The organism is Acinetobacter sp. YH01006, assembly GCF_013420445.1.
Lineage (GTDB): Bacteria > Pseudomonadota > Gammaproteobacteria > Pseudomonadales > Moraxellaceae > Acinetobacter > Acinetobacter pseudolwoffii.
On the sequence record NZ_VOYB01000003.1, the window covers coordinates 186,432 to 209,517 of the forward strand.

A 23,086-nucleotide genomic window follows, 5' to 3' on the forward strand; every position below is an offset into this window, starting at 1 on the left:
AAATTTTTCTCCTCAGAGGGTTTGGTCTTTTTTATGCAGTTTTTAAAGCCGCTCAGCCACAATAGGCTTAGGCAGATCAGCAATTATTTGCTACCATTTGCGCTTTAAAATATTTGCGACTTCTTACTGCATATGACTTCATCTTATCAGCAACAACTCGATGCCAAAATTGAACGCATCAGCGCTCAGTTTGCCGAATATCAACCACCTGCCCTCGAAGTATTCCAGTCTCCTGAAAAATATTTCCGCATGCGTGCTGAATTTCGGATCTGGCATACTGAGGATGACATGTTCTATGCCATGTTCGAGCGCAATGAAGATCAACAGAAAAAAGTCATCCGCATTGATGAATTTCCGGTTGCAGACCTCAGTATCAATCAGTTGATGCCTAAATTACTGCAAGCGCTCAAAGCAGATCCAGTATTATCGACACGTCTGTTTGAAGTACATTTTCTGGCGACCTTAAGTGGTCAGGTTCTGGTTTCTCTGATTTATCATCGTAAATTGGATGAAAGCTGGGAACCGGCAGCCAAAGCACTGGCAGAACAGTTAAATATCAAGTTAATTGGCCGCAGCCGTGGACAGAAGTTTGTCCTGTCTGATGAATATGTGGTGGAAGAACTTTCTGTTTTTGATCGTACCTATCAATACAAACAGATCGAAAGCAGCTTTACCCAGCCGAATGCCCAAGTCTGCCAAAACATGCTGGAATGGGCATGTGATGCGGCAGAGCAATCTGATCAAGATTTGCTGGAATTATATTGTGGTAATGGTAACTTTACCCTGCCACTCTCGACCAAGTTCCGCCGTGTTCTGGCAACCGAGTTAGCCAAATCTTCAGTCTATGCGGCTGAGTGGAATATTGAGCAAAACCAGATTGAGAACATTCAGGTCGCGCGTCTTTCTGCAGAAGAGTTCACCCAAGCTTACAACGGCGAGCGTGTGTTCCGCCGCCTGCAAGAAGCCAATATTGATCTTGCGACTTATGACTTTGATACGGTATTTGTCGATCCACCGCGTGCCGGTATTGATGATGAAACGCTTAAACTATTACAGCGCTTCCAACGCATTATTTACATTTCTTGCAATCCAGACACATTGCATGACAATCTGAAACAGTTGTCTCAAACCCATAAAATCAGCAAATTCGCTATGTTTGATCAATTTCCATATACACACCATGTAGAAACGGGCGTATTGTTAGAAAGAAGATAAAGAATTTGTTTCAATTTATTTTCTTGTTACAAAAAAGGAGTTTTTCGAAATTCCTTTTTTTATATCTTAAATCATTAACTTAATAACAAATTATCATTTGTAAAGCTAAAAATATCGTTAGCTCTTTGAGCTTCAATCGGAAATTTTAAAGACCAACTGCTGCTTTTATCACATAGGTCCTATTGCTTTATTTATTTAATTGGCTATATTTCACTCTATGTTAGGTTGTTGTATGAAGGCTCTATGAGTTTTTGGCAAAAGTTGTTTTCTGTGGAACAACACAATGAACACAAGAATCAGATTGCTTGTGTAGAAAATGATTGCTCTTTCAAGACAAATGAACAGCTTCTTGAAGCTTTGTCTAAAGCAACTGATGAAGAGATCATCATCGGAATCAAAAAGGTTCTTGTATCACGCGGCTATAGTCGTAAGGAACTGAATGAACTTCAACACTTGCCCTTGCAGTAATCGGCAAAGGCTCTAGCCTGATCAAAAAAAGCACTTGTGTAACCAGGTGCTTTTTTTTATATCTGTCGCTTTAATTACATTGAAGAAGAACCAAACTTAGAGAGTTCAATTGTATAAATCCGACTACACAACCTTCTGCCTTCTATTGAGTAATTGGTAATAAATCTGAACACTTCTTCCTCTCACTTTTTCTGATTTTATTGAAATGTAAAAGTTAGCTTAGGCTATTTATGGGTGTTGCTGAACAGATGTTCATCTGAATTCTGCCATACAGGTGATCAAGTCACTTGCTGCATACGCCTATTGCTTGTCTGCCTAAACTCAAGCAAAGCGTCGATTAATTTAGCAAAAGGCAGTACACTTGCTATTAAACTACAATGCTTTTTTAAATGGCTTAATTCTGATATGCAACAGACTAAACGGTTTCCCATAGGAGCACATCTTATGGTTAAACATTTCGGTTATACCCATCATGGGATATACGCTGGACGTGGTCGTGTTATTCATTATTCGGGCTTTGCACATTTATTTAAGAAACGCCCCATTGAAATAACCTCTATTGAAAAATTCAGTCATGGCAAAGCGATTCATGTGCAACATTATGACTCGGCGAAATATAAAGGCCGTAAAGTTGTGCGTCGCATGCGTTCCAGAATGCATGAAAATAATTATCATTTAATTATCAATAATTGCGAACATCTGTGTACTTGGGCGATTACTGGCGTAGAAAGCAGCCCGCAAGTGATCTATATGATGAATCGCCTGACCACGATTGGTTATATCAGCTCGATGATGAGCTTCATGAACAGCATGTTCCTGACCCTGACCACGACGAGTTTTGCCTTGGCCTTGTACATCAAGAAGAAGCTTAGAGATAAAGCCAATCTGCGTTTGCAACAATACCGTGAATTGCAAGATCAGGCTAAAACGAAAGTGTCAGACCTGACTAATCTTAAACATCGTTAATTTAAAGCTCAGCCTGCCGATGATTTTTTGTTAGTAAGAAATTTTGAGTTCGGGTTTAAACTTTGATATTAAAAGGAACAGATCAGGTTAAATAACCTTTTTTGGCCTGAATCGCTTCAGGTAAACCTTTACCCAAAGAGCTTAAGGTTTCCCGTTCTACCAGTCGTACCATTGAATCGAGTGGCAGATCATTATCCTGTAGCCCAAAAGGCTCTTCTAGCTCAGCACTGAGCTCATCTAGGCCTAAGAGCATATAAGCAATCAACCCGACCAGAATCGGCGTCCACAGGCCCAGATTGGCCTGCAAACTAAAAGGTAAAATAAAACAGAACGAATACACTGCACGATGTAACAGTACCGAATAAGAAAATGGCAATGGCGTCGACAGTATCCGGTCACAACCGGCCTGAATATTGCCCAAGGCCACAGTATGCTGATTCAAATTGTTATAAATAATATCGCTGATGTTGCCCTGCTTATATTGCTGAACCAACTCCTTTTGCATCTGTTCCAGCACCCATTGTGAAGGATTGATTTGCACGAGCAACTGATCGAATGCCATATTTTCAAAATGCGTGGTTGTTTGGTAATGCTGAATACTTTGTACTTGCTGTCTGAGCCGGTCACGCAACAGATGGCTAAACAGCATCATGCGATATAACAAGACCTCGCGGGTCTGATCATCCAGCACATGGCTGTCCCGGCATAAATGACGTGTGGTGGCGATTAGCGCTCCCCAGAGCTTGCGCCCTTCCCACCAGCGCTCATAACATGCCGTATTTCTAAAGCTGAGAAAGATCGAAAGAATCACACCAAAAATGGTAAAGCCGATTGCGGGTACGGCAGGAAGATTCACAAAATGTGCCTGACTCAAATAGACCAGTAGGCCGGAAATAAAGACCACCAAGACTAAAGCCGGCAATACCTTAGGCAAAATTGTGCCCTGCCAGGCAAACAGTAAACCGATACTATTGTTTTTATCACGCACAATCATGGCATTTTCCCTGCTGTATTGAAAAAGCCCAACCGAAGTTGGGCTTTTAATATCTGATTTAAACCTGATTATTTGCCTGGCTTGAAACTGTCTTTCAAGTCAAGAATACGGTTAAATACTGGTTTCTTGCTATTATGATCGTATTGATCGGCAACGAAGTAACCTTCACGCTCAAACTGGAAGCGATCTTCCGGTTGAGCTTGCGCCAATGCCGGCTCAATCACGGCTTGAACCACCTTTAATGATTCAGGGTTCAGGTTGGCCAGGAAGTCATCACCCACTTCAGGATCCGACTCAGTGAACAGACGTTCATAAATACGGACTTCGGCAGGCACACCTTTAGTCGCAGATACCCAGTGAACCACGCCTTTCACCTTGCGGCCTTCAGGGTTCTTACCCAAAGTTTCAGGATCAATCGAACATTTCAGCTCAACCACTTCACCATTTTCATCTTTAATGACTTCATCACATTTGATCACATAGGCATGACGTAAACGTACTTCACCACCTGGAATCAGACGTTTAAAGCCTTTTGGTGGTTCTTCCTCAAAGTCTTTACGGTCAATAAACAGCTCAGTGGTTAAAGGAATCACGCGTTCGCCCATGTCCACGTTCGGATGACGTGAATGGGTCAGATCCATATCGGCTGGCAAGTTGCTTAAGGTCACTTTCAGTGGATTTAACACGGCCATACCACGCGCTGCGGTATTTTCCAGAGACTGGCGGATGCAATATTCCAGCATCGCGACATCGACAATACTACCATCCACTTTCGATACACCGACACGCTGGCAGAAATCACGCAGACCTTCAGGTGTAAAACCACGGCGACGCATACCGACTACAGTTGGCATACGTGGATCGTCCCAACCATTCACATGAGCACCTTCAACCAGTTTACGTAATTTACGTTTCGAGGTGATAGTGTAATCCACATTCAAACGGCTAGATTCGTACTGACGTGGCACAGATGGTGATTTAACCTTTGCCACCACCCAGTCATAGAACGGACGGTGATCCTGGAACTCTAATGTACAAAGCGAGTGGGTAATGCCTTCAATCGCATCAGACAATGGATGCGCATAGTCGTACATTGGATAAATTTTCCATGTATCGCCCGTCTGATGGTGCGCTGAATGCAAAATACGATACAAGATCGGATCACGCATATGTACGTTCGGTGAGGTCATATCGATTTTAGCGCGTAAAACAGCCTGACCTTCAGCATATTCGCCGCTACGCATCTTCTCAAAACGTTCCAGATTCTCTGCAACAGTTGCATCACGTTGTGGCGAGTTCTTACCCGGCTCGACAAAATTACCGCGGTTTAAACGGATGTCTTCGGGGCTTTGTAAATCCACATAGGCATCACCCTGTTCAATCAGCTGAACCGCCCATGTATAAAGTTGATCAAAATAGCTCGATGCATAGCGCGGCTCGCCCTCCCACTGGAAGCCCAACCATTTCACATCATTGGCAATACCATCAACATATTCCTGTTCTTCAGCATCCGGATTGGTATCATCAAAACGAAGATTACACACCCCCTGGAATTCTTCAGCAATCCCAAAGTTCAAGCAAATTGCTTTCACATGGCCAATATGTAAGTAGCCATTTGGCTCAGGCGGAAAACGCGTGACGATCTGTTGGGTACGACCAGCGGCTAAATCATCCGTAATGACCTGACGTACAAAGTCCAAGCCCGGTTGTTGTTCTTGCTGCTGCACTGAATCGACTGCATTGTTCTTTTGGGTCGGGTTCTCGGGCAGAGATGTCACAACATCATTTGGCTTCATGATCAATCATTCACTTCTAAAGTTAAAAAGGGATTAACGAATATTTAATCGCACAGGTTGTACGCATATTCATTATCAAAGTTCCTTAGTTTAACTAGAGGTGAATAATCTCTCAACCGCTAACTATGGTATTTGATTTCAATTCACCCATTTTAAAAAATGAAAATACGGCGAGTTGCCTGAAACTAAAATATCAGTGCCTGTACAAGCAGTAAAATCATTAATTTACGCCAATTCAAAATAGGGTGCCTGATAGGGCAATATCTGAAATGCCTTGATAAATCAACGTATAAATAAGGTACTATTTTTATGCTTTTAACAAAGAAAATAATGTTTTTACTTGCCTAGTCGATTGTAGTTTGCTTATGCTTCACTCATTCAGAAAAAACCATGGCACTCGTCCATGATTAGGAGATTACACAATGAGTTTTCCTCAAGTCGAATTAAACACCAATAAAGGTCGTATTGTTCTTGAACTCAATGCTGAAAAAGCACCTAAAACAGTGGCTAACTTTTTAGAATATGTGCGTGACGGTTTTTATGACGGCGTAATTTTCCACCGTGTGATTGATGGTTTCATGATCCAGGGTGGTGGTATGGATGAAAACTTCAAAGAAAAAGCGACCCGTGATGCAATCGAAAATGAAGCAGACAATGGCTTAACTAACGATTTGGGCACAATTGCCATGGCGCGTACGCAAGCTCCACATTCTGCATCTGCTCAATTCTTCATTAACGTTGGCAACAACGCATTCCTCAACCATTCTGGTAAAACAGCACAAGGTTGGGGTTATGCAGTATTTGGTAAAGTGACTGACGGCATGGACATTGTCAACGAAATTAAAGGCGTTCGTACTGGCAACCGTGGCTACCACGCTGATGTTCCACTAGAAAATGTGGTTATTGAGTCTGCAAAAATCATTTCTGAATAATTAATCTCCCTAAATCCCTCTTTAAAAAAGAGGGACTTTCCTTCCTGAATAAAATTTAAAGCACTGCTTTAAATGAAGTACAAGTAAGGGAGGTTAGGTGGGATTAAAAAATAAGGAAAAGATTCGTGACCTATCTGTTTATCTCAGATTTACATTTGTCACCTGATCACCCTCGACTTGTTCGGGGGTTTTTAGATTTATTGACCGAATATCAAGATCAAAATACCCGATTGTATATTTTGGGTGACTGGTTCAATGCCTGGATCGGTGATGACTATACAGCCCCATGGCTGGACGAAATTATCACTGCCTTAAAACAGTTTATTCAGGCTGGCAATCAGGTATATTTTCAGGCAGGCAACCGGGATTTTGTTCTCGGCAGCAAGTTTTTAGCTCAATTTGGCGGAAAGCTGCTTCCTGAGATAGACCAACTGAACATTGCAAGAACACGTTTTCGCCTGGAACATGGTGATGCACTGTGTACCGATGACATCGCTTATCAGCGCTTTAAAAAGATTATCCGGCATCCACTTCTGCTAGGCTTATTAAAGCGTACACCGCTGTCTTTCCGTAAAAAATTAGCCAATGGCTTTCGTCAGCAAAGTCATCAGGCGCAGCAGTTTAAAAGCTATGAAGTGATGGATGTTAATGATCAGGCCGTTGAGCTGGCATTACAAGACGTTGACGTATTGATCCATGGCCATACGCATCGCGCAGCCATTCATCCGCTAGGTCAGAAAAAAAGAATCGTACTGGGTGACTGGAAGGAAGACAGTGCCGAGATACTGGAAATTCAGGAAAACCAAGATTTCGAGACCCTAAAACTAAAAAAGTGGCGATATTAATCGGCCACTTTTTTTAAGATATGTGTTTGCTTAGCACAGACGATAAAGCTTATTCACACCGGTATAGAAACTTTTACCATCAAGGTTAAACAGAATTTCTTCACCTGTTTGTAGCTGGATCATTTTTCCAACTTCTACCCAGATAAAACCATCCTGAGTGTTTTGCTTACGCTTTAAAGGAACCAGTTTAACATTAATTTCGCCACCATTTACGGCTGTAGCGGTATGCCATTCATTTAATATATTCAAAATATTTACTCATAAAATGAGCTTTTTGTGACTGTACAAAGAGATTAAGAAAACCAAATTTGTATAATAATTCTGTAGTTACTAGATGTTATTCAAGCTCAAGCTTGAACCAAAAGTGAATCACAATTAGCTAGAAATAATAAAAGCGGGAACTATACCCGCTCGAAGTATCTATAAGTATACATGCTTATTTAATAGAAAGCAAACATACATTGTCATTACAAATAAAGATTAACCCTATTCTTTTAAATAATTATTTTGCACACTTTATCAGCGCTATTCTCTAAGCTGTTTTTCGTACAAATTGTTCCTCTTTGTAGCGGTTCATTAACATTCACTTGGATTTAAATAACCAGATTATTCCTGATAGAAAATAAAAATCTCTACAGCCTATTAACTCAGATTCATTTCCGGCATTTTACAGTCCAATCCACCACGCGATTTGCTGCCAGGTCTTCAGTTTATCTTTAAAATAATTGTAAACCGCATTCACTGCCCCATTTGCACATTGCCGGCGATACTTACTCTTCCACGCTTCTTGCTAAAAAATGCCAATAGACAAAAACCGGGTTTTCATCTGATTCAACACTAAGTTTTGCTTGAATCTATATCAAGATCATTAAACAACAGACTTTGCCTGATGCTGTTTTATTGTAATAATCTCCAGATCTGAAAAATTTTATAGATCCAGAGCATCTACCCTCATTTTATTTAAAAAAATTGGAGTCCATTGATGGATTTACTCAAGATCACACAGACCCGCTATGCCACCAAAGCCTATGATCCTAGCAAGAAAATCCCGGCAGCCCAGTTTGAACGTTTATTAGAAGTTTTGCGTTTTGCACCTTCCTCAATCAATATTCAGCCTTGGCATTTTTTTATTGCCGATCATGATGCCGCCAAACAGCGCATTGCCAAAGCCTTGATCGGTACTTATGCCTACAATGCACCCAAAGTTCTGGATTCTTCGCATACTATTTTATTTTGCACCAAAGCCGATATTAATGAGCTGCATCTGGAAAACTTACTGAATCGCGACGATCTCAGCGGGCGTTTTAAAGATGAATCGGCCAAAGAAGGCCAGAAAAATACCCGTGCAGGCTATATTCATTATTATCGTAATGAAAAAGGTGATATTCAGCGCTGGGCTGAAAATCAGACCTTTATTGCGCTCGGTCAGATGCTGTTGGCTGCCGGAATTGAAGGTGTCGATGCCACACCAATTGGCGGCTTTGATGAAGAGATAATTAGTGAAGAATTACAACTCGCAGAACAGGGTTTAATTCCCTCTGTCTTGCTGACTTTGGGTTATCGCAGTGAAAATGACTTCAATGCCAAACTGCCGAAATCACGTCTACCTGCTGAAGACATTTTCACCAAACTGTAAGGATTTTATGCTATAAAAGGGGCCAGGCGCCCCTTTCCATATCAGTTCGGGCCTATTTTTTGCTTTATTTAATTGTCATCCAATAGAATAACAATAGAGGTCATCTATGTCGCTCCTTACCTCCAAATCCCTGAAATTTGCATGCCATCATTGCGATAAAATTTATCTCCAACACTATAAAGATCAACAGCATCGTTATCCGCACTGTCCTGACTGCCAACAGGCGGGTTTACTGCTTGGACTGGCCGAGGCAGGCGACCTGCTGCGACATCCGATTGAATTTGCATCGTCTTATGTCAAACAGACATTGCATAAGCTAGGCAAATCACACTAGTGAGACCTAGCAGTAAACCCGCGGCACTTGCAGGTTTGAGTCGCTCTTTAAAGAACATCAGACCTGCAATGACTCCAAATACCACCACCAGAATATTCATGCCAGCAAAGACAATTGCCGGCGAATCCTTGAGCAGCATATGAGCTTTGACATAAAACGCAATATTGGCAAAATTCAGCACACCCAATAACAGACCAGCGCCGATATTCTGTATCGACCCCAAGCTTTTATATTTAAGTAGTAGATAGCCCATCGACATGATCAGAGCGCAAATAAACATCAGATTGAGTGCAACGGCGAACTGCAAACCTAAACTGGTTGTATATTTTAATAATACATCAATCAGTGCATAACCCACCCAGACCAGCCCCAGATACAACATGCCCTGACTGCCCTGTCCTGATCCTTGCCGATGTGAAAATAAAATACACAGCACTGCGCCAATACCTAGGGCAATACCGAGTATTTTCAGCTGATTAAACTGTTCCTGAAAAATAAAATAAGCCGCCGCCAGTGACAAGACTACAGAAAGCCGCTGGGCGATTTCTGTTTTTAAAATTCCAGCGCTTTCTAAGGCTTTGGCCAGCAACAGAAATACGCTCGGAAGCAAAATACCCAATGCCAGAATGAGGAACCATGGTGTCTGGCTTGGCGAAATATGCTGGATATCCGGCTTGAACCAGAAAAAGCACAACAAGCTGGCGGTGGCATAATTCCAGCTAATCATGTGGATCGGACTCAGTCCTCTGTTTTTGGCGACTTTTAATAATATTGAGACCACAACGCTACACAGCGCTGCTGCGAAAATCAGTTCCATATGCTGCTCTTATTCTTGATCTTTATCAGTCTACAAAAAAGCCCACATTCGCTGTGGGCTTTTTCTATAAATGATTCACTGGGAATTATTTATTATAGTACGACACCATTTTCTCTAAAGAAATTGGGCGAATCTTGTCTGCATTACCGGCAGTACCAAATGCTTCATAACGATCGATACAGATTTGCTTCATGGCATCAACCGTTGCGCTGAAGAATTTACGAGGATCGAATTCGCTTGGTTTTTCTGACATCATACGACGCATTGCACCTGTAGATGCTAAACGCAAGTCAGTATCGATGTTGATTTTACGCACGCCATGTTTGATCGCTTCAACCAGCTGCTCAACCGGAACACCATAAGTTTCCTTGATGTCGCCGCCATACTGGTTAATTACTGCCAACCACTCTTGTGGCACAGAGCTTGAACCGTGCATAACCAAATGCGTATTTGGAAGTGCCGCATGAATTTCTTTAATGCGGTCAATCGCCAGAATATCGCCTGTAGGTGGACGCGTAAATTTGTACGCACCGTGTGAAGTACCTACAGCAATCGCCAGCGCATCCACATTGGTATCTGCAACGAAACTACGTGCTTCTTCAACTGAAGTCAGGAGTTGAGAATGATCCAGTACGCCTTCTGCGCCCACGCCATCTTCTTCACCCGCCATACCTGTTTCAAGACTACCTAAACAACCGATCTCCCCTTCTACAGAAACGCCACATGCATGTGCCATTTGAACCGTACGACGAGTCACATCAACGTTGTATTCGTATGAAGTTGGGGTTTTGCCATCTTCACCAAGTGAGCCGTCCATCATCACTGATGAAAAGCCGAGCTGGATTGAACGTTGGCAAATGTCAGGGCTGGTTCCGTGGTCTTGGTGCATTACCACTGGAATATGTGGCCATTCTTCAATTGCAGCCAAAATCAGGTGACGCAAGAACGGAGCGCCTGCATATTTACGCGCACCCGCAGATGCTTGTACGATAACAGGTGAATTGGTTGCATCTGCTGCAAGCATAATTGCACGCATTTGTTCTAAGTTGTTTACGTTAAATGCTGGTACGCCGTAAGCATGTTCGCCGGCGTGATCCAAGAGCTGGCGCAATGAAATAAGAGCCATAATATCCTCCCAGTGAATGCCACATATTCTACATGTTCAAAGGTTTCAATTCAGCAACAAATAACACTATTTAAAAAAAATCCCTGCTTTTGCAGGGATTTTGTCTCACATGCACTGGATTAAGGTGCTACAGGCTCAGAAGTCGCTGCAACTGACTGGTCTGCAGTTGCTTCATCTGCTGGCGCATTGGCAATTTCAGCTGGAATATCGGTATTTTTTTCATCTAAAACTGGCTGGTCAATAGCATCAATGGCTGCTTGCTGCTCTGGCGTTATAGTCTCATTGGCTACTGCTGCCGAGCTTTCTGTTTCAGCGACCGGTGCATTTTCCTGTTTCGCACATGCAGTCAGTGCCAATGATGCAGCGAATAAAGCCGCCAAAGTTAACTGTTTTTTCATCACGTGATCTCATCATTTGGTGATTTAATGACTGCATCTTATGACAGATTTATTGCATTTTCATGACGAAGCTATGAAGGGTAAGTTTTCATTGTCAAAAAAATGACATAAAAAAGCTGGCACTTGGCCAGCTTTTTTAGCTTAGGACATGCAATCAAGCACGTTCTAAGAGTACGGCAACTGCAGGAAGGGTTTTACCTTCAACGAATTCGAGGAATGCACCACCACCCGTAGAAATATAGCCAATTTTATCTGCTACTTCGTACTTGTCGATTGCAGCTAATGTGTCACCACCACCCGCGATCGAGAAACCGGCAGATTCAGCAATCGCTAAAGATAAAGTTTTGGTACCTTCGCCGAATTGATCGACTTCAAACACACCCACCGGGCCATTCCAGAGAATGGTTTTAGAGGTTTTCAGGATTTCTGCAAATGCTTTCGCAGTTTCCGGACCTACATCCAGAATCATGTCGTTATCAGCAACATCGGCAACATTTTTCACAGTTGCTTTCGCAGCAGCCAATGAACCCAGGAAATCTTCAAAGTTGATTTCAGAAGCATCGGCAACCACAACGTCAGTTGGAAGTGGCACTGATACTTTTGCAGCAATGGCTTTTGCAGTATCGATCAGATCTTTTTCACACAGTGACTTACCAACGTTATAGCCTGCCGCAGCAAGGAAAGTATTGGCAATACCACCACCCACGATCAATTGATCGCAGATGTCAGACAGTGAAGTCAATACATCAAGTTTAGTCGATACTTTAGAACCCGCAACAATTGCCACCATTGGCTTTTCAGGTGTCTTAAGTGCACGGCCTAGTGCATCAAGTTCAGCTGCCAATAAAGGACCTGCTGCTGCAACTTTAGCAAGACGCGCTACGCCTTCAGTCGATGCTTCTGCACGGTGCGCTGTACCGAATGCATCCATCACGAATACATCACACAGCGCTGCATATTTTGCAGCAAGTTCAGGATTGTTTTTCTTCTCACCAACGTTAAAACGGCAGTTCTCAAGTAACACAACTTGACCCGGCTGAACCTCAACGCCATCTAGGTAGTCGGTAAATAATTTTACGTCTTGACCCAAAGCTTCAGTCAAGTAAGCCGCTACAGGTGCAAGCGATTGTTCAGCTTTAGGCTCACCTTCAACCGGACGACCAAGGTGAGAATACACCATCACTGCAGCGCCTTTTTCAACTGCTGCTTGAATGGTTGGCAATGCTGCACGAAGACGCGCATCGCTGGTGATCACACCATTTTTAACAGGAACGTTTAAATCTTCACGGATCAGAACACGTTTACCTGCTAAATCGAGGTCAGTCATACGCTGAAAGTTCATGTAGAGCTCACTTTATAGATATTAAAACCAGCCGATTTTAAATGATTATGCAGAAAAAGGTTAGCATCTTTTGCAGAAAACATTCTGAATGCCAAAGTTTTGTTATGATAGAAAAAAGCTTCTTTTAGATTCAGTGCCTATGTCGATACATCCTGATCCAAATCTTAACCGTTTGAATGTGTTAGGTGAGCCTTTATCAAGCTGCTGCTTCGATCCGATTACCGGTTATTTCCGCAATGGCTTTTGCCATACTGCGACCACTGATCTGGGGCAGCATACGGTATGCGCGCAGATGACGTCGGAATTTCTCAATTTCTCGCAAAAAGTGGGCAATGACCTGATCACACCTTTGCCAGAGCTGGACTTCCCTGGCCTGCAACCCGGTGATTTCTGGTGCCTCTGCGTGACACGCTGGGTCGAAGCCTATGAAGCAGGTCAAGCGCCCCCGATCAAGCTGCAAGCCTGCCATAAAGCGGTGCTGTCTTATGTACCTTTAAATATTCTTGAGGAATATGCTGTCTAATGAATGCTGTACAGATTATTTTGGCATCCTCCAGCCAAACCCGTAAAGAGTTGATGGATCGCCTGCATATTGATTATATTTCTCTAGTACCGGATATCGATGAATCTCCTCGCGGTGAAAATCACGCAGATGATTTGGCCAAGCGTCTGGCTTTTGAGAAAGCCAAATATATTGCTGAGAAAAATCCTGAAGCGATTGTGATTGGTTCGGATCAGGTGGCATGGCGTGAAGGCGCACCAGATATTTTTATTGGCAAACCTTTAACCCCTGAAAAAGCCATTCGCCAGTTACAGGCCAATTCGGACAAGATTGTCTATTTCAGTACTGCACTCAGTGTGCAACAGCAGGCTACTGGTTATGAACGAACGCTGGTCGAGCACTATAAAGTCAAGTTCCGTAAACTGTCCAAAGCCGAAATTGAACGCTATGTCACGATTGAACAGCCACTGCATTGTGCCGGCAGTTTCAAATGTGAAAGCCTCGGCATCAGCCTGTTTGAAAAAATGATCGGGCAAGACCAGACCACTTTGATGGGCATGCCGATGATCAAGCTGTGTCACATTCTTCGTGAATTGAAAATTTTAGTTCCTTAATCTCCCCTTAATTCAGGCTGTAATCTATGTCTCAACCTTTAGACGTTTTAGGCGGAATCACCGCTGAACAATTTTTGAGTGAATACTGGCAAAAAAAACCGTTACTGGTGCGTAATGCGATGCCTGAAATCGCCAATCTGCTTGAACCTGATGACGTGATGGAACTTGCGCTTGAGGAACATGTCACTGCGCGTTTAATCAAGCAAAAAGATCGCGATCCGAATCAGTGGAGCGTGAAATCTTCGCCTTTACTTAAAGCTGATTTTCAGAAAATGCCCAAGCTGTGGACACTTTTGGTTCAGGCGGTAGATCATTATTCATTTGACCTGTCGGAAATGTGGAAAAAGTTCCCGTTTATTCCGCAATGGCGCCGCGATGACATCATGGTGTCTTATGCACCTCAAGGCGGCTCTGTAGGAAAGCACTTTGATTTTTACGATGTCTTTCTGGTACAAGGCTACGGGCATCGTCGCTGGCAGCTCGGACAAATGTGTGATGCCGAAACTGCATTGGTTCCGGGTCAGCCACTGAAATTATTGCCTGAAATTGAGGTGAATTTTGACGAAGTTCTGGCACCTGGCGACTTGCTGTATGTGCCACCTGGTTTGGCGCATTACGGCGTTGCAGAAGATGATTGTCTAACCTTTTCCTTTGGCTTCCGTATGCCAAATGTGAGCGATATGATGGACCGTGTTGGTGATAAATTTTCTGAGAATGAAAGTTTACGCAATCCACTGGTTGATATTATTCGTGACCAGGTCGGAGCCATTGGTGAAGTCAGCGGCAATGAGCTGGAATATCTAAAAGAACAGATCATGCAGCAACTGCATAATTCGAATGTTTTAGAAGATGCCATTATGACTTTAATGTCAGAACCCAAATATCCAGAGAACCTTCCAGAAGCAGAAGAAATCGGTACAGGTGATCTGGAAGAAGCACTGGATCAGGGTTATAGCCTGATGCTCGAACCGGCTTCACGCCTGCTCTACACTGAAGCAGACGGCGATGTTCTGTTCTGGGCCAATGGTGAAGGGATTGAGATCTCTGAGGCATTTACCACAAAACTCAAGCAGCTTGCAGACGGTGAAACCATATTGCTCGATGAAAACTTCGCTGATGAAGATATTCTGGAAGATGTCGCGGCATTATTAAATGATGCGGTACTGATGCTGGTTCCGCCAGCAGAACAAGACTAATTCTAAGCTAAAGCCAAATAAAAAGAGGATTAAATAATCCTCTTTTTATTTGCAAAGATTAGGGTTGATAGAGCTCCAATACGACCTGAATCACTGTATGCCCTTTCTCAGACTCAATCTGAAACACGCCTCCCATACGTTCGACCCGCATTTTCATGCTGCGCATCCCAATACTCAGACCATTTTTTTGCACTATTTCAGCATCAAACCCAACGCCATTGTCCTGAATACTTAAGGTGAGTTGATGTGGCAGAAAATATTCCAGACTGACTTTCGCCTGACTGGCCTGACTGTGCTTAATGATATTGGTCAGACTTTCTTCGACCACCCGAATCAGGGTCAAACACTGCAATGCGGTCGGTTCACGCTGCCAGACTTTTGAAAATAACCATTCAACCTCAATATTTATCTCTTCCAGCAACTGGGTAAAACGATAACGTACCGGGGCAATCCAGAGTAGCGGGGTTTTCGGTACTTTATTTTCGATAGACGAACCACTATCAATGATTTGTCTGAGATCATCTCTGAGCAATTTCAGCATGGAAAGAAACTGTCGGTTGGGAATGCTGTCAGTACTCTGATCGACCAGAATCATAGAGCGCACAATCGAGCCTCCTAGCCCGTCATGCAGTTCATGCGATAAGTTAATCCGCTCCTGTAAGCGGACATTATCCAGCTCCAGTTGATGTTTATCGTTCAGGCTTTTATTCAGATCAGCACCGACCTGCTGGACTTTACGTTCTAACTGGCTATTAAATTTTTCGATTTTCCTGACATTACGATTCAACCGCGTGGCCATAATCAGCACCACAAACAGGGTAATAATCGGTGAGGTATAGGGTGATAAAGGTGAAAAATCACTAATTGCCGTTTGACTTAAAATGATCAGATCTACGATTACACATAACAAAATCCCCCACAGACACAGCATCAGGAAAAGATATTCCCCATTGCGGGTTTTCAGTGCCTGATAGCTCACATAAATAATACAGCTTATAAATAATCCCACATAGAAAATAAATGCTGTACCCAGTATCTGCCCCAGATAATCCAAGGAACTCATCACAATCAGCAGAGCAAATAAAAGCGTGATCAGGATAAATCCCCGCTCCACATACTTAAATCTCTGTTTTAAAAAGCGGATCAAATACAGACTAAAACAGTGGATATAGGCAATAAAACAAAGCATATTGGCTTTGCTGGCCGCGATGCTGGAGCGAAATGGAAAGCTTTCTGTGGTCAGCACATTGGAAATAAACAGAATCCATAGGAATGAACTGAGTGCCAGCCAGCCAAAGGTGGTTTCTGAACGTCGAAATTGCCAGACAATGAAGCAGATGATCCCAATCATTGCAGAGAAAATCATATTCATCTGAAACAGCGTGCGACGATCCCAGATTTCGCCTAAATGCTTCTGGCTATTGACCAGCACATTATTAAATTCAATTTTACCCAGTCCGGCGTTCTGAAAACTATAACCCTGTACATAAACCAGAATTTCATTACTGCCCTTGTTTAAGCCACTGATGGGCAAAATCCAGTAACGCGGCATATTCCAACTTTTTGACAATGGCTCTTGCAGGTGTTGATCTGACCAGAGTAAATCACCATTCAGGAACACGGCGCCGGCCGAATTAATATAATCAATGGAAAAGGCAATCGGTTCTGCAAGACGAATATTGTCTTGGCATGACCAGTTCCAAACAATTTTATACCAGGCCCCACCATGATAATCTTTCCAGTTACGCTGCCAGTTATCCGGTAAACTGACACTTTGCCAGCCAGATGCAGGCATCTGGCTAGGATTTTGCACCTGAACCTTTTGAATGTAGTCAATCTTTACATCACAGAGATCATTGACCTGAAAATGGTCTTGCGCCTGACTCATACCACTTAACAGACACAGCCAGCAGCAAAAGAGCAAAATACCGATCCATTGCAATCTCTGTCGCTGCCTGCTTCCAGAACGAGCTGGATGCATCACAGAATTCCTAAATGCCGTGCGGTACTGACTGCCTTGGTACGCCGACTGACGGACAGTTTCCGGTAAATATGCTTGATATGACTTTCGACGGTATAACGTGACACACAAAGTTGCTCGGCAATCTCTCGATTACTCAGGCCTTGTGCGACCAGTGACAGAATTTCTTTTTCCCGATGGGTCAGCACTTCCTGCTCGGCATCCGAATGGTTGCGTTCGACTGGTGGTGATGAAGCAGGTATAGAAATCTGCTTGAGAATTTCCCGCGCAATAAAAGGATCAATTGGCGCGCCACCCCGTAAAATACTGCGGATCGCCAAAGTGACCTCCACATCATCGCGTTCTTTTAATACATAACCGGTGGCACCCGCCTGAATTGCGGTAAATAAACTGTTTTGCGTACTCCAGGCCGAAACCACCAAAATCAGAGTTTGTGCGTCATTTTCGCGAATTTTTTCAATAATCGAAATCCCACTCCCATCTGGCAGCCCCAAATCGACCAATGCCAGTGAAATCGGCTGTTGTTTTAAAATGAAATATGCTTCTTTAAGATTATTGGCAAAGAGCAGAACATCTTCGCTATAGCCCAAATTGGTTAATATAATTTTTAAACGTCGTTGAATGACATACTCATCTTCAACGATTAATACAGGTACTGGCAAGACTGCCTCTAGTGCTGTCATAAGCACGCCCCTTATATTTATTGTTATGTCACCTTGAAGAGTAAAATATAACCAAAAAAACTCTAAAAATCATGATTTATTTCATTTTTATGCTATTTCTTTCTAGCCTCATAGGGATATTCTAAATACCGTCTGCTTAAAACCAGCATAAAAAATGCCATCTACGCAGTGAATGGCATTTCTTAAGCACAATTTTAGAATTTTAATAGGCTGAATATTTTAAGCGACGCCGTATTGCTGTTTTAAATATTTTACAATCTCAGCTGATTCAAACATATTCACGCCTGTATTTGGATCGACCAGATAAGGAACCTGGATATTATTTCCCATCATTTCAAATAAATGTTCACGCTTCCCGCCTGGTAGTGGTTCATATTTCCCTGGTCTTAAGCGCAACTTGGCTGGCCCATAATCCTGCCAGCGTTCTTTGGCGACATTGTGAAAAATAAAGGGAACTTCCAGCTCACTCAAAACGGCACGTACGATCCGGGTATAAGGACTAGCCTCAAAACCCCATAATTCTAGTAACTGTTCAGGTGTTGGCCGATCCTTGATCTTGGGATTCACCATTCCTCCGCGTAAACCGTTGATGACTGTGCCAGCAATTGCAACCACCGGAATTTTGGGATAGTGAGCATATTTTTTGGGTGTCTTGCCTGTTTTGCCATAGTGCTTGAACAGATGATGAATAATATCTTGCGATTCATAAAGTCGATCGCCCGTATTTTCATCTACCAGAAATGGAAACTGGAGTTTTCCGCCTAATTGCTGAACTTCGGGACGAAAATGAGTACCACCCCGTGGACATGGATAGACTTCATAATCCAGATTCAGCAAAGTCATGACTTCACGCACCCGGCGACAAAATGGCGAACCCTCATATTCATAGAGCTTTAAGGCTTTTTCAGGCTGATTCGGAAATGGTGTACCGACCATGCCACGTCCACCTTGAGCGACTGCAGAGGCCAAAGCTTGTGCAACTTTAATTTGATGACCCAACATAATATTTTCCTATTTTAGTTTTATTCAACTGAAAGACAGAATCTAAGCATCCTGTCTTTCGCGGTATAGATCAGTTTTGTTGTTATTCTTTAATGTAACACTTGGCCAATTAAGCCACTAAGGCTGTTTTAGAGATCACAATGCCATTATTGTCTGCATAGACATAATCGCCAGCATTAAACGTGACTCCACCAAAACAGAGGGAGATATCCACCTCACCCACGCCCTTGCGATTGCTCTTTTGTGGAATAGCCGCCAAGGCATGCACACCAAGGTCTAATTCAGCAATCGCATCGACATCACGCACACAACCATAAATAATTACACCATTCCAGTGATTTTTGACCGCAGATTCCGCAATCAGGTCACCCATCAAGGCACAGCGCATCGATGCACCGCCATCGACCACCAGTACCTTGCCTGTTCCATCTGTGCCCAGTAACTCTTTCACCCGGGAGTTATCTTCAAAACATTTCACCGTCACAATCTGACCGCCAAAGGTTTTACGGGCCCCATAACTTTTAAAAAATTTACCGTCCAGACAAGGTGTCACCACTTGAAGCTCTAATTCCGGATGATCATCTAATAAGTCACAGGTGACAAATGCTGCTGTAGACACGGTGTTTCCCCTCATTTCATTTTTTGTATGCGTAAATTATCATAAATTTCAAATTTTACCGTCTGAGTCAGCGCGGCCTCGACCATAGTATGAGCCACCTGCTCGGCTGTCACTGGCTTATAAGCAAAACCATCCGGAATAAAACGCGATATTTTATGATAAACCTGCTGTGCGGCATCCTCCAAAAAACGCTGCTCGGGACGTTCGCCAATTAATAATGAAGGCCGAATCAGGCTGATTTTATCCAGACTCAAGGTCTGTACATATTCTTCTAGCTGGCCTTTAACCTGATTATAATAAAAATGAGACTGGGAGTTGGCGCCCATCGCACTCAACAACAAGTAATGCGCTGAAGTCTGTTGCAGCAATTCGGCAAAATGGGCATTAATGGTATAATCAATATTATAAAAGGCCTGCTTGGATCCGGCTTGTTTCATGGTACTGCCCAAACAGCTAAAACCGTGACTGTGCTCACTGACATCCTGATCATTCAGCATCAGGAAATCTTCAAGCACCAATTGCTGGACTTTATCCAAACTATCCAGATCATTTTGATATTTTCTGACCACTGCAGTAATCTGCTGGCAAGTTGGCTCGTCTTGCAGACGTTTTAAGAGTTGTTTTCCCACCAAACCGGTGGCACCTATGACGATGGGATGAATCAGCGATTTAGTCATTTTTTATACGATCTCCTAGGTAGAATACTAATCTAACGTTTTCTTTAGAATTTTTCTGCATCTAAAATGTTGTCAAAGCATGTCAAGACTTGACTTCGGTGCTCAGTTTAATCAAAATATGGCACTTGTTTACGGGCTGGTGATAATTCCTCTGATGATGGTTTTCAGTTGAGTTTCAGCCCGCCCAGACCAATCTATTTCAAGGAGTGCACGAGTGGCAAACTCTGCTCAAGCTAAAAAACGTGCTCGTCAAAACGTTAAAGCACGCAAACACAACGCAAGCTTGCGTTCTATGGTTCGTACCTATCTTAAACGTACATTAGCTGCTATCGGCACTAATGACTATGCTGTTGCTACTGAAGCGTACAAAACGCTTGTTCCAGTAATCGACCGCATGGCTGACAAAGGCATCATCCATAAAAACAAAGCAGCTCGTCACAAGAGCCGCTTGAACGCACAAGTTAAAGCATTAGCTAACTAATTTGTTGCAATGAAAAAAGCCCTTTTTAGGGCTTTTTTTGTGTCTGCTAAAAAATGATTCTGTATTTTTCTCATTTTTATTTTCAATTTTTTACTCTGATATAATCCCATATAAAAACTATGGTATTCTCAATCATATTGCTTACATCACTATAATTTTAAGCTTGTCACTATTTCGCTGGCTGTGAGGGGAATAAAAACCATGATTACAAAATATTTGCCATCTTTAGAGAAGTTTCTAGCAATCGAACAGCAATATATTGAATACTTTAAGACCCAAGGTGAAAAAGACATTTTAGGCCGGGTGATTTCCAACATGAAAGGCACTGCTGAACTTCAGGCATCTCAAGGCGTAGACGCCTGGTTAGGCTATGGTGTGTATTTGCCCGCAGTAGAATATATCTTTGCCCGATATAACGGTGAAAATGAAGTAGATTTTTATATACGCACCAGCTATCCCCAACAAGTCGTCGCAGCTTACAGCCTTCCGGAACATGACATCGCAACACTGATCGCCGCCGACAAATATAGTCGCATTCATCAGCAACAGGTTCCAGTCAATAGTCCTCTTTGGCCGCTGAATGATACAGGTGACCTGCTTGATCTCAATGCCTATCCTCAGCGTTTAAAAGCCAATATTTAGAAAAAAACAGACCTATATGTAAAAAGCCCAATCATATCTGCGATTGGGCTTCCTTTATGATAAATGAATACCTATTGAATTAAAATTACTGGGAACGCTTAAAATCAGCAATATCCAGCTCATGTACCTGACCACGCCAGATCCATTTCAGTTTTGATTCCAGAAAAACATCACCCTCGAACCAGACAAACAGACCTTCCATCATTTTAGGCCAGTCTTCTCGGCTGATGTCCTGACGCCCGGACATTACGGCAATCATCGCTGCCAGAATCGTGTCATGACTGACCGCCAGACTCAGCCCATACTTATTTTGCGGATGGGTGTTATAAATCAGTTCCAGCACATCCACCACACCATGAATCGGCTGTTTCATCCCCGGCAAGGCATTATTCACAAAACTGTTCACAAAACCGAGAGCGCCCTGCTTGGCAAAATAAGGACCGGCTTTTTGAATATCCAGCACAAAACTGCCCGGCTCGACCAGCAATCCCTGTTCGATAATTTCAATACGATGGGTATTCTGCTCAGGGGTAACCGCATCCGCACCTTCAATCATGAGCGCAGCAGTATCAATACAGCGCTGGATCGGGCTCGAAATACAGTGATGAATTACACGATCTGTCTGATCAGCCAGATAAGCGCCCCATTCCTGTGCCAGATCCCGCCCCTGACCAGTCAATTGCAGGTCATAACCTGCCAGACCTTGACCCGGAACATCTTCACGAACCGAATGGCGTGTGAATAAGGTGACAGGCGTCTGTACATCAGGCAATAAATCAATTGCACTTAACATACTCGGTGGAAGCAGTTTCAGGGACACGTGACAGCCAACTGGATTGGTAATGAGTTAATCATCACTATACCATGCTCAGGATTTTGCTCAATGCTCGGCCTGCATGTCAGCCACCGCCTGTAATGCAATATTTTTCATATTATTATTTTTATAGGCAATAAATCCGCCATTGAGCAAGGTATCGCGATGATTATAAATAAATGGCCGTCCTTTTAAATCGACCAAACCACCACCAATCCGTTCGAGCATACATTGACCAGCACTGGTGTCCCATTCCGAAGTTGGGTGAAAACGTGGATAGATATCCACCTGATCTTCCAGCATCATACAAAACTTGTAGGCGCTGCCCGCTTTGAACTCTGTATATTCGGTAAGTTTGGCCAGATGCTGTAAATAGTCGACATATTTCGGTTTCTGCTGGCTACTTTGACTCAGACCAATCGCAATTCGTTGGTCTGTTGGCGCTGCTTCATAGCCAAACCACGTATCTCGCTGAATATCATATTTATAAGGCAGCCCCTGCTCTGCACAGAAATAAATCAGTTGCTGTTCTGGTACTGCCAATATGGCAAAAGTCGTCAAACTTCCACGAACCAAACTCAAATTGATGGTGAATTCAGGCCGCTGATGCAAAAACTCCTTGGTGCCATCTAGCGGATCTAATAACCAGAATTCTGGCCATGAACGACGCTCATGTTCTTTTCCTTCTTCTGACAATAAAGGCAAGTCTGAAATATCTGCCAAAGCCTGAGTTAGAAAAGTATTGACCCTTAAGTCTGCCTGAGTTACCGGAGAATTATCATTTTTTTGGATGACATCAAAAGCCGCACCAGAACAATAACGCTGATATTCTTCTCGCAAAATTTCACAGGCTTGTGTCAAAATGGGCACAAACTGCAAAATCATCGGATCTTGTGGTGCTGCTATTGCTTTAAACATAGAAAACCTAAATATGTCAAAATGCTCTGAAAAACCTACCATAATTTTCGATATGGACGGTTAAGACTACAAACCTTTAATTTAGATA

Annotated in this window: 26 protein-coding genes; 12 read left to right on the forward strand and 14 right to left on the reverse strand. The window is 42.9% G+C overall.

Annotated elements, in window-relative coordinates; all coding sequences use genetic code 11:
• The first annotated feature begins 132 nt into the window (after positions 1-132).
• The 3 genes from trmA to FTT73_RS03995 all read left to right on the forward strand — a co-directional run bounded on the left by trmA (position 133) and on the right by FTT73_RS03995 (position 2,649).
• On the forward strand, positions 133-1,215 hold the full coding sequence (gene trmA / locus FTT73_RS03985) for a tRNA (uridine(54)-C5)-methyltransferase TrmA (RefSeq protein ID WP_005096751.1): 1,083 nt from the start codon (positions 133-135) through the stop codon (positions 1,213-1,215).
• A gap of 243 nt (positions 1,216-1,458) precedes the next feature.
• Positions 1,459-1,683: a hypothetical protein gene (locus tag FTT73_RS03990; RefSeq protein WP_005096749.1), complete on the forward strand. Its 225-nt coding sequence runs from the start codon at positions 1,459-1,461 to the stop codon at positions 1,681-1,683.
• Between the two features lie 405 nt (positions 1,684-2,088).
• Entirely contained in the window at positions 2,089-2,649 is a 561-nt protein-coding gene (locus FTT73_RS03995; RefSeq protein ID WP_034608524.1) for a lecithin retinol acyltransferase family protein, read from the forward strand.
• 82 nt (positions 2,650-2,731) lie between these two features.
• On the opposite strand, the gene FTT73_RS04000 is transcribed toward FTT73_RS03995, so the two are convergent.
• Both FTT73_RS04000 and FTT73_RS04005 read right to left on the reverse strand, forming a co-directional pair.
• The gene (locus FTT73_RS04000) at positions 2,732-3,643 is read right to left on the reverse strand and encodes a bestrophin family protein (protein ID WP_005096746.1); all 912 of its coding nucleotides are present in this window, start codon (positions 3,641-3,643) and stop codon (positions 2,732-2,734) included.
• Positions 3,644-3,711: 68 nt separating this feature from the next.
• Positions 3,712-5,439, reverse strand: a complete 1,728-nt coding sequence (locus FTT73_RS04005; protein WP_005171137.1) for a glutamine--tRNA ligase/YqeY domain fusion protein — start codon at positions 5,437-5,439, stop codon at positions 3,712-3,714.
• Positions 5,440-5,861: 422 nt separating this feature from the next.
• On the opposite strand from FTT73_RS04005, the gene FTT73_RS04010 reads away from it, so the two are divergent.
• Positions 5,862-6,371 carry a peptidylprolyl isomerase gene (locus FTT73_RS04010; protein WP_005171140.1) on the forward strand — a complete coding sequence of 170 codons (510 nt, stop codon included), beginning with the start codon at positions 5,862-5,864 and terminating at the stop codon, positions 6,369-6,371.
• 125 nt (positions 6,372-6,496) lie between these two features.
• On the forward strand, positions 6,497-7,216 hold the full coding sequence (locus FTT73_RS04015; RefSeq protein WP_074382842.1) for a UDP-2,3-diacylglucosamine diphosphatase: 720 nt from the start codon (positions 6,497-6,499) through the stop codon (positions 7,214-7,216).
• 30 nt (positions 7,217-7,246) lie between these two features.
• Here the strand turns inward: FTT73_RS04015 and FTT73_RS04020 are convergent, their stop codons facing one another.
• Complete coding sequence (locus FTT73_RS04020) at positions 7,247-7,465, reverse strand: hypothetical protein (RefSeq protein WP_005096740.1); 219 nt, start codon at positions 7,463-7,465, stop codon at positions 7,247-7,249.
• Positions 7,466-8,198: 733 nt separating this feature from the next.
• Between FTT73_RS04020 and nfsB the strand changes: the two genes are divergently transcribed.
• Positions 8,199-8,852, forward strand: a complete 654-nt coding sequence (nfsB, locus tag FTT73_RS04025) for an oxygen-insensitive NAD(P)H nitroreductase (protein ID WP_005096739.1) — start codon at positions 8,199-8,201, stop codon at positions 8,850-8,852.
• Positions 8,853-8,958: 106 nt separating this feature from the next.
• The gene (locus tag FTT73_RS16300; RefSeq protein WP_005096738.1) at positions 8,959-9,186 is read left to right on the forward strand and encodes a hypothetical protein; all 228 of its coding nucleotides are present in this window, start codon (positions 8,959-8,961) and stop codon (positions 9,184-9,186) included.
• Here the strand turns inward: FTT73_RS16300 and FTT73_RS04035 are convergent.
• From FTT73_RS04035 to FTT73_RS04050, 4 genes are all read right to left on the reverse strand, one after another.
• On the reverse strand, positions 9,149-10,003 hold the full coding sequence (locus tag FTT73_RS04035) for a DMT family transporter (RefSeq protein ID WP_005096737.1): 855 nt from the start codon (positions 10,001-10,003) through the stop codon (positions 9,149-9,151). The two genes, FTT73_RS16300 and FTT73_RS04035, sit on opposite strands and share 38 nt — an antisense overlap.
• Before the next feature lie 85 nt (positions 10,004-10,088).
• Positions 10,089-11,129, reverse strand: coding sequence for a class II fructose-bisphosphate aldolase (gene fba / locus FTT73_RS04040; RefSeq protein ID WP_180077423.1), 1,041 nt, complete (start codon positions 11,127-11,129; stop codon positions 10,089-10,091).
• Between the two features lie 119 nt (positions 11,130-11,248).
• Positions 11,249-11,527: a hypothetical protein gene (locus FTT73_RS04045; protein WP_100535005.1), complete on the reverse strand. Its 279-nt coding sequence runs from the start codon at positions 11,525-11,527 to the stop codon at positions 11,249-11,251.
• Between the two features lie 154 nt (positions 11,528-11,681).
• Complete coding sequence (locus tag FTT73_RS04050; RefSeq protein WP_074382847.1) at positions 11,682-12,869, reverse strand: phosphoglycerate kinase; 1,188 nt, start codon at positions 12,867-12,869, stop codon at positions 11,682-11,684.
• Between the two features lie 139 nt (positions 12,870-13,008).
• Between FTT73_RS04050 and FTT73_RS04055 the strand changes: the two genes are divergently transcribed.
• Genes FTT73_RS04055 through FTT73_RS04065 form a run of 3 tightly spaced genes read left to right on the forward strand, consistent with a single transcriptional unit; the run spans position 13,009 to position 15,181 of the window.
• A complete protein-coding gene (locus tag FTT73_RS04055) occupies positions 13,009-13,392 on the forward strand; it encodes a DUF2237 family protein (protein ID WP_005096732.1) in 384 nt (127 codons plus the stop codon).
• On the forward strand, positions 13,392-13,985 hold the full coding sequence (locus FTT73_RS04060) for a nucleoside triphosphate pyrophosphatase (RefSeq protein ID WP_074382848.1): 594 nt from the start codon (positions 13,392-13,394) through the stop codon (positions 13,983-13,985). The genes FTT73_RS04055 and FTT73_RS04060 overlap by 1 nt, the downstream gene beginning before the upstream one ends.
• A gap of 26 nt (positions 13,986-14,011) precedes the next feature.
• Complete coding sequence (locus FTT73_RS04065; protein WP_100535003.1) at positions 14,012-15,181, forward strand: cupin domain-containing protein; 1,170 nt, start codon at positions 14,012-14,014, stop codon at positions 15,179-15,181.
• Positions 15,182-15,239: 58 nt separating this feature from the next.
• Here FTT73_RS04065 and FTT73_RS04070 read toward each other — a convergent pair whose 3' ends face one another.
• The 5 genes from FTT73_RS04070 to FTT73_RS04090 form a co-directional block, all read right to left on the reverse strand.
• Positions 15,240-17,162: an ATP-binding protein gene (locus tag FTT73_RS04070; RefSeq protein ID WP_180191042.1), complete on the reverse strand. Its 1,923-nt coding sequence runs from the start codon at positions 17,160-17,162 to the stop codon at positions 15,240-15,242.
• On the reverse strand, positions 17,162-17,845 hold the full coding sequence (locus tag FTT73_RS04075; protein WP_005096728.1) for a response regulator transcription factor: 684 nt from the start codon (positions 17,843-17,845) through the stop codon (positions 17,162-17,164). Before FTT73_RS04075 ends, FTT73_RS04070 begins: the two co-directional genes overlap by 1 nt.
• Before the next feature lie 219 nt (positions 17,846-18,064).
• Positions 18,065-18,847: a glutathione S-transferase N-terminal domain-containing protein gene (locus tag FTT73_RS04080; RefSeq protein ID WP_180191043.1), complete on the reverse strand. Its 783-nt coding sequence runs from the start codon at positions 18,845-18,847 to the stop codon at positions 18,065-18,067.
• A gap of 109 nt (positions 18,848-18,956) precedes the next feature.
• Positions 18,957-19,466 (reverse strand): ribonuclease E activity regulator RraA, encoded by a 510-nt coding sequence (gene rraA / locus FTT73_RS04085; protein WP_100535000.1) that lies wholly within the window; start codon positions 19,464-19,466, stop codon positions 18,957-18,959.
• A gap of 11 nt (positions 19,467-19,477) precedes the next feature.
• Positions 19,478-20,143 (reverse strand): NAD(P)H-binding protein, encoded by a 666-nt coding sequence (locus FTT73_RS04090; RefSeq protein ID WP_100357128.1) that lies wholly within the window; start codon positions 20,141-20,143, stop codon positions 19,478-19,480.
• 214 nt (positions 20,144-20,357) lie between these two features.
• Between FTT73_RS04090 and rpsT the strand changes: the two genes are divergently transcribed.
• Together rpsT and FTT73_RS04100 are read left to right on the forward strand one after the other, a co-directional pair.
• Complete coding sequence (gene rpsT / locus FTT73_RS04095) at positions 20,358-20,624, forward strand: 30S ribosomal protein S20 (RefSeq protein WP_005171172.1); 267 nt, start codon at positions 20,358-20,360, stop codon at positions 20,622-20,624.
• Positions 20,625-20,825: 201 nt separating this feature from the next.
• The gene (locus tag FTT73_RS04100; protein WP_180000046.1) at positions 20,826-21,266 is read left to right on the forward strand and encodes a hypothetical protein; all 441 of its coding nucleotides are present in this window, start codon (positions 20,826-20,828) and stop codon (positions 21,264-21,266) included.
• An 85-nt stretch (positions 21,267-21,351) separates the two neighbouring features.
• On the opposite strand, the gene FTT73_RS04105 is transcribed toward FTT73_RS04100, so the two are convergent.
• Together FTT73_RS04105 and FTT73_RS04110 are read right to left on the reverse strand one after the other, a co-directional pair.
• Positions 21,352-22,086, reverse strand: a complete 735-nt coding sequence (locus FTT73_RS04105; RefSeq protein ID WP_034608526.1) for a phosphoglycerate mutase family protein — start codon at positions 22,084-22,086, stop codon at positions 21,352-21,354.
• A gap of 60 nt (positions 22,087-22,146) precedes the next feature.
• Complete coding sequence (locus FTT73_RS04110; protein ID WP_005096720.1) at positions 22,147-22,998, reverse strand: 3'(2'),5'-bisphosphate nucleotidase CysQ; 852 nt, start codon at positions 22,996-22,998, stop codon at positions 22,147-22,149.
• Positions 22,999-23,086 lie beyond the last annotated feature (88 nt).

Excerpts from the sequence above, each read along its gene's own strand:
- trmA (WP_005096751.1), top strand. The coding sequence starts at position 133 with ATGACTTCATCTTATCAGCAACAACTCGATGCCAAAATTGAACGCATC.
- FTT73_RS03990 (WP_005096749.1), top strand. The coding sequence starts at position 1,459 with ATGAGTTTTTGGCAAAAGTTGTTTTCTGTGGAACAACACAATGAACAC.
- FTT73_RS03995 (WP_034608524.1), top strand. The coding sequence starts at position 2,089 with ATGCAACAGACTAAACGGTTTCCCATAGGAGCACATCTTATGGTTAAA.
- FTT73_RS04000 (WP_005096746.1), bottom strand. The coding sequence starts at position 3,643 with ATGATTGTGCGTGATAAAAACAATAGTATCGGTTTACTGTTTGCCTGG.
- FTT73_RS04005 (WP_005171137.1), bottom strand. The coding sequence starts at position 5,439 with ATGAAGCCAAATGATGTTGTGACATCTCTGCCCGAGAACCCGACCCAA.
- FTT73_RS04010 (WP_005171140.1), top strand. The coding sequence starts at position 5,862 with ATGAGTTTTCCTCAAGTCGAATTAAACACCAATAAAGGTCGTATTGTT.
- nfsB (WP_005096739.1), top strand. The coding sequence starts at position 8,199 with ATGGATTTACTCAAGATCACACAGACCCGCTATGCCACCAAAGCCTAT.
- FTT73_RS16300 (WP_005096738.1), top strand. The coding sequence starts at position 8,959 with ATGTCGCTCCTTACCTCCAAATCCCTGAAATTTGCATGCCATCATTGC.
- FTT73_RS04035 (WP_005096737.1), bottom strand. The coding sequence starts at position 10,003 with ATGGAACTGATTTTCGCAGCAGCGCTGTGTAGCGTTGTGGTCTCAATA.
- fba (WP_180077423.1), bottom strand. The coding sequence starts at position 11,129 with ATGGCTCTTATTTCATTGCGCCAGCTCTTGGATCACGCCGGCGAACAT.
- FTT73_RS04045 (WP_100535005.1), bottom strand. The coding sequence starts at position 11,527 with ATGAAAAAACAGTTAACTTTGGCGGCTTTATTCGCTGCATCATTGGCA.
- FTT73_RS04050 (WP_074382847.1), bottom strand. The coding sequence starts at position 12,869 with ATGAACTTTCAGCGTATGACTGACCTCGATTTAGCAGGTAAACGTGTT.
- FTT73_RS04055 (WP_005096732.1), top strand. The coding sequence starts at position 13,009 with ATGTCGATACATCCTGATCCAAATCTTAACCGTTTGAATGTGTTAGGT.
- FTT73_RS04060 (WP_074382848.1), top strand. The coding sequence starts at position 13,392 with ATGAATGCTGTACAGATTATTTTGGCATCCTCCAGCCAAACCCGTAAA.
- FTT73_RS04065 (WP_100535003.1), top strand. The coding sequence starts at position 14,012 with ATGTCTCAACCTTTAGACGTTTTAGGCGGAATCACCGCTGAACAATTT.
- FTT73_RS04070 (WP_180191042.1), bottom strand. The coding sequence starts at position 17,162 with ATGCATCCAGCTCGTTCTGGAAGCAGGCAGCGACAGAGATTGCAATGG.
- FTT73_RS04075 (WP_005096728.1), bottom strand. The coding sequence starts at position 17,845 with ATGACAGCACTAGAGGCAGTCTTGCCAGTACCTGTATTAATCGTTGAA.
- FTT73_RS04080 (WP_180191043.1), bottom strand. The coding sequence starts at position 18,847 with ATGTTGGGTCATCAAATTAAAGTTGCACAAGCTTTGGCCTCTGCAGTC.
- FTT73_RS04090 (WP_100357128.1), bottom strand. The coding sequence starts at position 20,143 with ATGACTAAATCGCTGATTCATCCCATCGTCATAGGTGCCACCGGTTTG.
- FTT73_RS04100 (WP_180000046.1), top strand. The coding sequence starts at position 20,826 with ATGATTACAAAATATTTGCCATCTTTAGAGAAGTTTCTAGCAATCGAA.
- FTT73_RS04110 (WP_005096720.1), bottom strand. The coding sequence starts at position 22,998 with ATGTTTAAAGCAATAGCAGCACCACAAGATCCGATGATTTTGCAGTTT.